The organism is Microcystis sp. M061S2 (genome assembly GCF_020245605.1).
Classification (GTDB): domain Bacteria; phylum Cyanobacteriota; class Cyanobacteriia; order Cyanobacteriales; family Microcystaceae; genus Microcystis.
Map to the genome: position 1 here is coordinate 20,802 of NZ_JADBUP010000092.1, position 9,522 is coordinate 30,323.

A 9,522-nucleotide genomic window follows, 5' to 3' on the forward strand; every position below is an offset into this window, starting at 1 on the left:
TTTACTTGCTTTTTTCTTGGGGTAGGGTGATTCCTAACCGTTTTTGTAGGGCTTCAATGACTTCTTCGGCCGATTTCTGCCCAAAGTTTTTGATTTCTAAGAGATCTTCTTGGCTGTAATCGAGGAGGTCGGCTACGGTGTTGATCTGCGCTCGCTTTAGGCAATTGTAGGCGCGCACGGATAATTGTAGTTCCTCGATCGGAATTTGGTTTTCTTGGTTGATCTCTTGGTCGTCAAAGTTACCTGAGGATTCGAGGGCGTTTAGATCCTTGAGCGGGTTAAAGAGATTAACTAGCATATCGGCCGCTTGGGAAAGGGCTTCTTTGGGGTTAATGCTCCCGTTTGTCCAAATTTCTAAGAGCAGACGATCTCTAGCTTGACCGCTTTCGGAACGGATATCTTCGACGCTGTAGTTGACTTTGGTTACGGGCATAAAGATAGAGTCGATTTGCAGAAAGTCGAGCGAAGTGGCTTCTTCTTTACTGCGATCAATTGCCCGGTAGCCTTTGCCTTTTTCCACGCGAAATTCCATCTCTAGCTTGGCCCCTTCGGCTAGGGTGGCGACGTACTGATTGCGATCAACTATCTCGATTTCTGAGGGTAAATCGAATTGTGCCGCCACTACTGTCGCCGGTCCAGTTGCCACTAAACGCCCGATCTGGGTTTGATTGGTGTAGCTTTTGAGGATGATTTCTTTCATGTTGAGCATGAGTTCCATCACGTCCTCGCGTACTCCCTGGACGGTGGCAAATTCGTGATTGACTCCCGCGATCCGCAGGGCCGTCACGGCCGCCCCTTCCAGATTGGAAATGAGAATCCGTCTCAGGGCATTACCTACGGTCGTACCCTGGCCCCTTTCTAGAGGCTCTAGTACAAACTTACTGTACTGACTCTGATTCTTGTAAGTTTTTGCTTCTACACACTCGATTTGAAATTGCGCCACCGATTGACCTCCCTTGTTCAGTTATCAGTTATCAGTTATCAGTTATCAGTTTTCTCTAGCTTTCAGCGTTTAGCGTTCGGCGTTCGGCTTTTTGAGCAGATGGTCTTTGACGACCGGATTCTGCTGCTGATGCGCTCAAAGCTAACGGCTGCTGCCCTCAAGATCCCTGTCACCTGAAAAAGCTGTTCACTGTTTACACTCTCCGGCGTTTGGGAGGACGACAACCATTGTGGGGGATGGGAGTCACGTCCCGGATCAGGGTGATTTCTAATCCTGCTCCTTGCAGGGCCCGGATTGCGGTTTCCCGTCCTGCCCCAGGGCCACTAACCATCACTTCTAGTTGACGCATTCCCTGTTCGATCGCTCGGCGGGCAGCGTTATCGGCGGCGGTTTGGGCGGCGAAGGGGGTTCCTTTTTTGGCTCCTTTAAAACCACTCGATCCCGCCGATGCCCAAGAGATCACATCGCCTTTGGTATCGGCGATCGTGACAATGGTATTGTTGAAGGTCGATTGAATGTGAGCGACTCCGGTAGGAATATTTTTCTTCTGTTTTTTCGGTCCGGTTTTTTTGGTTGGTCGCGCCATAGTTTTTCTTGATTGGGGGATATCGCAATGAATAAAAAATTATTTCTTGGAGGGGGCTTTTTTCTTCCCTGCCACTGTCACCCGACGACCGCGACGAGTCCGCGCATTGGTTCGCGTCCGTTGCCCGCGCACGGGTAATCCTAGCCGATGCCGACGACCTCGATAGGTGCCGATATCGGCGAGGCGTTTGATGTTCATCGCCTCCCAGCGTCTCAAATCCCCCTCGATTTGATAATTTGTCTCGATATAAGTCCGTAGCGCCGCCACGTCTTCATCGCTGAGATCCTTGACCCGAGTGTCAGGGTTAACACCCGTCGCAGATAAGACTTCTTGGGAACGCGATAGACCCACTCCGTAGAGGTAGGTCAGGGCGATTTCCACACGCTTATCGCGAGGTAGGTCTACACCAGCTATCCTTGCCACGCTTTTTCTTTCTCCCTATGAACGATTTTTTTTCCGAAAACGACTACAATTAACGGTAACGATTCTCTGCCCCAAGACAGTGACTTTGGTGGTTTAACCTTGTCTCTGCTTGTGTTTGGGGTTAGAACAAATTACCATGACTCGACCGCGCCGACGGATGACGCGGCACTTTTCGCACATTTTTTTGACAGACGCTCTAACTTTCATGCCTAACTATTCTGGCAACACTGCAAGCTTATTATTATATCAGATTTCTTTTACTCGTGTCACCTATTTTTTTAAAATAAATTTGGCCGCTTATTAGACTTTTTGGCTTCTCTGCCCCCATTTGTCCCTATTTTTTTTGATTTTTCAGGCGATAGGTAATTCTGCCTTTGGTTAGGTCGTAGGGGGTCAGTTCCACTTTAACTCGATCGCCGGGGAGGATTTTGATATAATTACGGCGGATTTTGCCAGATATATGGGCTAAGACGTTGAAACCGTTATCTAAATCCACCCTAAACATGGCGTTAGGCAAGGATTCGGTGACGGTTCCTTCCATTTCGATGAGATCTTGTTTAGACAAAGTTAATTCCTCAATTTCACTGGGGACAATTTAATGAGCGGCAGCAGCAACCGTGCTGTTAGCACAATTCCCCCAGTATAGCTTATCAGTTATCAGTGATCAGTAATCAGTAATCAGTAACTCAGATGTGAGTTTTCAGTCCACAGCAAAAAAGCTCCCCATCTCCCCACTCCCATCTCCGGCACTCCCCACTCCCCACCCCCATCTCCCCACTCCCAGGCAGTATTAACGAGTAATATTTAGATAATCAACAGCTTAACATTGCTGTGTTTTCACTGATTACTGATTACTGTTCACTGTTCACTGAAAAGCTAGATTACTCGACGACAATTCGCCATTCATGGAGTTCGTATTCCACACAACCATTCTCGATTAAAGGGTCCCTAACTATAATTGCTTGAGCTTCCTCAAGAGAATCGGCCTTAAATAATAACATTCCGCCGCCTCTTTCTGCCCAATAACCGGTTTTTGCTTCTCGTCCTTGGCTAATTAAATCACGCACATAGTCCTTATGAGCGCTGACATAGCGATCGAAGGTAGTTTTATCAACAATGCCTTTTTCTATCTTGACAAACCAGGGCATAAATTCTCAGGAGGCTAGGACTGATTAACAATCATATAATTATACCGATTAATCTTGGCCGTCGATGGTGCCATGTAACAGAGATATACAATTAGCTAGAGTTGTTGAAGATTGCTAGAATCGAGATAATATCTTCATTTCTCTACCTTGCTTGTCTCCATGAATCAACCCCAGGGATCTCTATTTTTTATTGCGCTTTTGCCGCCGCCAGAAGTACAGGAAATTGCCACAAAAATCAAGTTAGAGTTTGCAGAAATTTACAATAGTCGTGCCGCCCTGAAATCGCCTCCCCACGTCACTCTCCAACCCCCTTTCCGGTGGAATTTAGAACAATTACCCGATTTAGAAAGATGTTTAGAGGAATTTGCCCTCTGGCACGCTCCTATTCCCCTAATTCTCCAGAATTTTGCCGCCTTTAAACCGCGAGTCATTTATATTAATGTCCAGAAAACCCCAGAATTATTAACCCTACAAAAACGGCTTTTACAGCAGCTAGAATCTTCCTTGAATATCATTGATAATGCCTCAAAAAGCCGAGCTTTTGCGCCCCATTTAACCGTTGGCTTCCGAGATTTAACTAAAGATAATTTCTGGAAAGCTTGGTCAAAATATGCTAATCAAGAGCTATTTTTTGAGGTGATGATCGATCAAATTACCCTCCTAATTCATAACGGTAAGCACTGGCAAATTTATCGGGAATTTTCTCTATAATCTGGACCCTTGCAGGTTTCTATCTACAGAGGAAGGGGTTCTAGTGCTAAAATAGGAGAGAGCAGCTTTTAAAGCTTCATTTCTGGCTTTTTTCCGATATTTTAACCCAGAGAGCCATTTTACTGCGACTCCGCCGCCCTGAAACCTATGTTACTCAAAAATCCCCCGAAAATCTCCCCCAATCTGATTAAACAGCTAGAAACGATCCTTGGTAAAGATGGAGTCATCCGTCGCAAAGATGAATTATTAACCTACGAGTGCGATGGTATCACAGGATACAGACAAAGACCCGCTCTTGTGGTACTGCCTCGCAGCACCGCAGAAATTGCGGCGGTGGTGAAACTCTGTCACGATAACGAGATTGCCTGGGTAGCGAGGGGGGCAGGAACGGGCTTATCGGGAGGGGCGTTACCCTTAGAAGAGGGGATTCTCATCGTCACGGCGCGGATGAATCAGATTCTCAGGGTTGATTTAGATAATCAAAGGGTGGTGGTACAGCCCGGGGTGATTAACAATTGGGTGACGCAAGCAGTAAGCGGGGCGGGATTTTATTATGCACCGGATCCCTCTAGTCAAATTATCTGCTCGATCGGTGGTAATGTGGCGGAAAATTCCGGCGGGGTTCACTGTTTAAAATACGGTGTCACTACCAATCACGTTATGGGCTTAAAAATCGTCCTTCCCGATGGTTCAATTATCGATGTGGGGGGGGCAGTACCAGAACAACCGGGCTACGATTTAACTGGTTTATTTGTGGGTTCCGAGGGAACTTTAGGCATCGCCACGGAAATCACCCTAAGAATCCTGAAAACTCCGGAATCTATCTGTGTTTTACTGGCCGATTTTACCAGTATCGAGGCGGCGGGCCAAGCGGTGGCGGATATTATTAAATCGGGAATGATTCCGGCGGGGATGGAGATTATGGATAATCTCAGTATCAACGCCGTGGAAGACGTGGTGGCTACCGGCTGTTATCCCCGGGATGCCGAGTCAGTTTTATTAGTGGAATTGGATGGTTTAGGGGTAGAAGTAGCCAGTAATAAACATCGGGTTGCCGAGATTTGCCGTCAAAATGGGGCGAGAAATATCACCACGGCTAATGATGCCGAAACCCGCTTGAAACTCTGGAAGGGCAGAAAAGCGGCTTTTGCGGCGGCGGGGAAAATTAGCCCTAATTATTTTGTCCAAGATGGGGTGATTCCCCGCACTCAATTGGTGTATGTTCTTCAGGAAATTAAGGCTTTAAGTGAAAAATACGGTTATAAAATCGCCAATGTTTTCCACGCCGGAGATGGCAATTTACACCCGTTGATTCTCTACGATAACAGGGTAGAGGGGGCCTGGGCAGAAGTGGAGGAATTAGGCGGTGAAATTCTCAAACTTTGTGTGCGGGTTGGGGGCAGTTTATCGGGCGAACATGGTATCGGCATCGATAAAAATTGTTATATGCCCGCCATGTTCAACGAGATTGACTTAGAAACTATGGGCTATGTGCGGGACTGCTTTAATCCCAAAGGTTTAGCTAACCCGGGGAAATTATTCCCCACCCCGCGCAGCTGTGGGGAAGCCGCTAATGCCAAAATGCAAGGGTTTGCGGGGGTGGATGTGTTTTAGGTTATCTGAGTTCTTAGATATTTTGACCTGATAGCGGTTCGAGAACTTACTTTTGCAGGAAGTCTAAAGATTTTTCTGACTGATTACTGATTACTGATTACTGACTACTGATTACAGTCCAGCTTGGGGTCCTTGGGGCAGATTGATATTAGAGGGGAAAACCTGGACTTGTCTTTCTAGAAAGCGTTGAGTGACTAATTCTCGGAAAATCTCTAGATCTTTTTGCCATTGTCCCAGAGATTGTTTGAGCAGATTTAATCGATCGCTACCCTCGGCCAGATTATAGTTAAAGTTACCGGCAAATAATAGCGCCGCTAAGGTTTGGCCATCGGGTAATTGCAATTTTGCCTCGTTAATCGCCAGGGATAGCTGAGAGGTTTCTAACTGATAAAGTAGATTGATGCTGGCTTGTAGGGGGGCTGTACCGAAATTGTGCCAGGGACCGGGGGCGAGAAGAGTTTCGGTGATGTATTTTTTAGCGGCATCGGGGCTACTAGGGAGAGGAACAATGCTTTTCGGGGCGATACTCAGGGCTTGATATTCGGCTAAAGGGAGTTTATCTAGATATAAACCAACAATTTCTGGCAGTTTCAGGTTCAGGCTATCGGGAGAGTTAATTATCTCCACAAAGGTAATTTTCCGGGGTTGAGCGACGATGCTGATGCCATTTTGAAAATTAACTTGAGCGTAATTAGGATTGAGTACCGGCTGGCCATTTAATTCCCAGTCGGGGGGAACTATTCCCGAATATTTGAGGAAATCAACCGTTAGCATGGCGGGATTAAGGCTTTTGGCTGTAATTGCGATGGCAAGTTCTTGTATTTCCCGCAAACTAACCAGAGGTTGATTGGAGTTATTGTCAGTGGTGGTAATCATCAATTTTGTCCTTGGATATTTATGTTTTGTCTCTAGGGTTACAGCCAAATTATTCCGGGTCTCGGTGGCTTAGTCACTATCACTCAGACACAGGACAAGAGAGCCATTCCAGATAAGTATTACTCAATTCTTTCACGGCTAATTCATAGAATCTCTGACCGTGTTCGGGAGTGGCTAAAGCAGGATTGGAACCCATACGACCATCGGGGTAGTTTTGGCGAAAATTAGCCGCACCGTAAATACCATGACCAGAAGCCACTTTTTCCGATAAAAAGGCGTTTTTAAGGCTCTCAGGGTAAAGATACTGAGTTAACGCCACTTCGCTCGGTGTAGCGTGGGAACCCTCCTGATATCCATACAATTCTTTGGCTAAAAGATAAACTTCTCGCACCATAAACCAATTGGCCACTTGACATTTAACCTCGTTTGTGTTAGGCAAATTGAGGGAATCCAAATGATAATAGGTTTCCGCAAAAGCGGCTTTTAGGGTGGCAATATTGCCCCCGTGACCATTAATAAAGAAAAATTGACGAAAACCCGCTCTAGCTAAACAAGTCACATAGTCGAGGATTACTTGAATCAAAGTGCTAGGACGAAGGCTAATTGTACCGGGGAAAGCCGTATGATGTAGGGCCATACCCACATTTAAGGTAGGTGCTACCATTGCTTGTACCTGTGTCCCTACTCCTTTAGCGATCGCCTCTGCACATAGAGCATCTGTACCAATCAGTCCCGTCGGCCCGTGTTGTTCCGTGGAACCAATGGGAATAATAATTCCCTGAGATTGTTCTAGATAGGATTCCACCTCTAACCAGGTAGATAACTGTAATAACATTCGGCTCTACCCCCCCGAGTGCAGGTTGACCAATTGAGATAAAATTAGGACGAATAATCAATTATTTTTATGTTAACCCTTGACACCCCCCCCTTGTCGGTGAGTACGGATTTCGTTCCCAATCATCGGATTTTAATCGTTGAAGATGAAGAAGTGATTCGGGATATGATTATTTTGGCTTTGGAAGAAGAAGGTTACGAGGCTCTCGGTGTTAGTGATGGTCGCGTTGCCCTAGAATTACTGCAAAGTCAAGAATCTCATCACGGTGAGTCTCGTTTTGATTTGGTCGTTTTGGATTTAATGTTACCCCAAATCAACGGTCTTGATATCTGCCGTCTGTTGCGCTATCACGGCAATATTATCCCGATTTTAATCTTAAGTGCTAAGGCCAGCGAAACCGATCGAGTTTTGGGTTTAGAAGTGGGTGCCGATGATTATCTGACTAAACCCTTTAGTATGCGCGAATTAGTCGCTCGTTGTCGCGCTCTCATTCGTCGTCAAGGATTTACTTCCCTAGCTGCCGCTACCGTGCGAAAATTCCGCGATGTTCTTCTCTATACCCAAGAATGTCGGGTGACAGTGCGAGATGAAGAAATTAACCTTTCTCCTAAAGAATTCCGTCTCCTCGACCTATTTATGAGTTATCCGCGCCGAGTTTGGTCAAGAGAGCAGTTAATTGAACAAATTTGGGGACCAGATTTTTTAGGAGACACCAAAACCGTCGATGTTCACATTCGCTGGTTACGCGAAAAACTAGAAATCGATCCCAGTCAACCGGAATACCTGATTACTGTACGCGGTTTCGGTTATCGTTTTGGCTAGGTGAGCGATTATATTTTCCCGATTAGCGATCGCCGTTCCCGCAGATAATGACTATTTTCGCTTTTATTTTGGGAGTAGTTTTAGGTTTGAGTATTTGTTACTGGCAAGTCTCACGCTTAAATAGAGAGTTAAAGCGAACCCTAAGCGCTCTCTCGGATTCGGCGGATTTGTCGGCTTCTTTTCCCGTTACCTCCCTAGTGCGTCGAGAATTACAGTTTCTCTCCCAAAGTCTGCAAGAGCGAGAAAAGAGCTTAGAAATTCAGAAATCCTTGCTAGAAATAGCGCCGATCGCCTATCTTCATATAGATGCCGATAATCAACTGCTCTGGTGCAATCAACAGGCAATAACCCTTTTAAAACTCGATCGCTGGCAGCCAGATCAGGTACGTCTGCTGCTAGAATTGGTGCGCTCCTACGAATTAGATCAATTAATTCAAGAAACTCGCCAAAAACAGAGTCCACAGGTGCAAACTTGGACTTTTTACCCGACTAATTATCCTGTCAACCCCATTAGCGATCGCCAAGTGATTGCTCCTAAATCGATTGCCTTGAAGGGTTACGGTTATCCCTTGCCAGAAGGTGAAATCGCTGTATTTATCGAAAATAGACAGCCTTTAGTGGAATTATCGCAAAATCGCGAGCGAGCTTTCTCTGACTTAACTCACGAGTTACGCACTCCCTTAACCTCCATTTCTCTCCTTACCGAAGCTTTACAAAAACGCCTCCAAGCTCCCGAAAGACGCTGGTTAGAACAAATGGGGAAAGAAGTGGAGCGTTTGAGTCAATTAGTCTGCGATTGGCTAGAAATCAGTGAATTACAAGCGGATGCGGGGCGATCTTTACAATACCAGATGATTAATCTAGAGGAATTAATCAGCGCTGCTTGGCAGACTGTCACCCCAATAGCAGCCCAAAAACAGATTAGCTTAGATTATTCCTCTCCGGTGGATTGGACGGTAGAAGTCGATCACTCTCGTCTGCTGCAAGTTTTCCTGAATCTCTTTGATAATGCCATTAAGTATAGTCCCGATCAGGGGAAAATTCGCCTAGAAATTCGAGAAATATCCGATACTATCGGGGAAAAATGGCTGAGAATTGACGTTATCGACAACGGTAAAGGATTTAACGAAGCGGATCTGCCCTACGTTTTTGATCGCCTCTTTCGTGGTGATCCTTCCCGCACCCGTCAAAAACAAGGCACAAAGGATTATAGTACCGGTTTAGGTTTATCGATTGCTAAAGAGATTATTCAAGCCCATGGCGGTTCGATCGTCGCTCAAAACGATCCTAACACCGGCGGCGCTCGCCTACAAGTCACTCTCCCCCGTCAAAAAAATTAGGTGGGAATTATGAATTATGAATTATGAATTATGAATTGGGGAGAGGGGAGAAAAAATTCTGTCAAGTTCTCTAGACAACTGTACAAAATCGAAAATTTTCTTGTTATCACTGTAGAGAAAGAGTAGTTTTATGTTAAGCGAATCCGACCGTGAGCCTATCCAAAGAAACCAATCATCCCGATCGCACCTATTTCGCTCGTTCTCTCCAGCGATATGAATTATGA

The 9,522-nt window shown here is 45.8% G+C and carries 12 protein-coding genes and 1 pseudogene; 5 read left to right on the forward strand and 8 right to left on the reverse strand.

What is annotated here, in order from left to right; translation table 11 throughout:
- Position 1 precedes the first annotated feature (1 nt).
- From IM475_RS16185 to IM475_RS16210, 6 genes are all read right to left on the reverse strand, one after another.
- The gene (locus IM475_RS16185; RefSeq protein WP_002766101.1) at positions 2 to 943 is read right to left on the reverse strand and encodes a DNA-directed RNA polymerase subunit alpha; all 942 of its coding nucleotides are present in this window, start codon (positions 941 to 943) and stop codon (positions 2 to 4) included.
- A gap of 193 nt (positions 944 to 1,136) precedes the next feature.
- Positions 1,137 to 1,529, reverse strand: a complete 393-nt coding sequence (gene rpsK, locus IM475_RS16190) for a 30S ribosomal protein S11 (protein ID WP_002735413.1) — start codon at positions 1,527 to 1,529, stop codon at positions 1,137 to 1,139.
- A gap of 39 nt (positions 1,530 to 1,568) precedes the next feature.
- Positions 1,569 to 1,952 carry a 30S ribosomal protein S13 gene (gene rpsM / locus IM475_RS16195; protein ID WP_002735415.1) on the reverse strand — a complete coding sequence of 128 codons (384 nt, stop codon included), beginning with the start codon at positions 1,950 to 1,952 and terminating at the stop codon, positions 1,569 to 1,571.
- 93 nt (positions 1,953 to 2,045) lie between these two features.
- Positions 2,046 to 2,159 carry a 50S ribosomal protein L36 gene (gene rpmJ, locus IM475_RS16200; protein WP_012593611.1) on the reverse strand — a complete coding sequence of 38 codons (114 nt, stop codon included), beginning with the start codon at positions 2,157 to 2,159 and terminating at the stop codon, positions 2,046 to 2,048.
- A gap of 127 nt (positions 2,160 to 2,286) precedes the next feature.
- Positions 2,287 to 2,517, reverse strand: coding sequence for a translation initiation factor IF-1 (gene infA, locus IM475_RS16205; protein ID WP_002737109.1), 231 nt, complete (start codon positions 2,515 to 2,517; stop codon positions 2,287 to 2,289).
- A gap of 316 nt (positions 2,518 to 2,833) precedes the next feature.
- A complete protein-coding gene (locus IM475_RS16210) occupies positions 2,834 to 3,100 on the reverse strand; it encodes a YciI family protein (RefSeq protein WP_110578914.1) in 267 nt (88 codons plus the stop codon).
- Between the two features lie 159 nt (positions 3,101 to 3,259).
- Between IM475_RS16210 and IM475_RS16215 the strand changes: the two genes are divergently transcribed.
- Positions 3,260 to 3,811, forward strand: coding sequence for a 2'-5' RNA ligase family protein (locus tag IM475_RS16215; RefSeq protein ID WP_287728264.1), 552 nt, complete (start codon positions 3,260 to 3,262; stop codon positions 3,809 to 3,811).
- Positions 3,812 to 3,958: 147 nt separating this feature from the next.
- Positions 3,959 to 5,425: a glycolate oxidase subunit GlcD gene (glcD, locus tag IM475_RS16220; RefSeq protein WP_287728265.1), complete on the forward strand. Its 1,467-nt coding sequence runs from the start codon at positions 3,959 to 3,961 to the stop codon at positions 5,423 to 5,425.
- 111 nt (positions 5,426 to 5,536) lie between these two features.
- Here glcD and IM475_RS16225 read toward each other — a convergent pair whose 3' ends face one another.
- Together IM475_RS16225 and IM475_RS16230 are read right to left on the reverse strand one after the other, a co-directional pair.
- Positions 5,537 to 6,301 (reverse strand): hypothetical protein, encoded by a 765-nt coding sequence (locus IM475_RS16225; RefSeq protein WP_287728266.1) that lies wholly within the window; start codon positions 6,299 to 6,301, stop codon positions 5,537 to 5,539.
- Between the two features lie 79 nt (positions 6,302 to 6,380).
- Complete coding sequence (locus IM475_RS16230; RefSeq protein WP_287657134.1) at positions 6,381 to 7,136, reverse strand: creatininase family protein; 756 nt, start codon at positions 7,134 to 7,136, stop codon at positions 6,381 to 6,383.
- A 69-nt stretch (positions 7,137 to 7,205) separates the two neighbouring features.
- Here IM475_RS16230 and IM475_RS16235 point away from each other — a divergent pair, with 69 nt between their 5' ends.
- The 3 genes and pseudogenes from IM475_RS16235 to IM475_RS16245 all read left to right on the forward strand — a co-directional run.
- The gene (locus tag IM475_RS16235) at positions 7,206 to 7,958 is read left to right on the forward strand and encodes a response regulator transcription factor (RefSeq protein WP_287657135.1); all 753 of its coding nucleotides are present in this window, start codon (positions 7,206 to 7,208) and stop codon (positions 7,956 to 7,958) included.
- A 47-nt stretch (positions 7,959 to 8,005) separates the two neighbouring features.
- The gene (locus tag IM475_RS16240) at positions 8,006 to 9,298 is read left to right on the forward strand and encodes a sensor histidine kinase (protein WP_287728267.1); all 1,293 of its coding nucleotides are present in this window, start codon (positions 8,006 to 8,008) and stop codon (positions 9,296 to 9,298) included.
- Between the two features lie 149 nt (positions 9,299 to 9,447).
- A pseudogene (locus tag IM475_RS16245) lies at positions 9,448 to 9,516 on the forward strand (phosphate signaling complex protein PhoU); the annotation flags it as partial.
- Between the last annotated feature and the right edge of the window lie 6 nt (positions 9,517 to 9,522).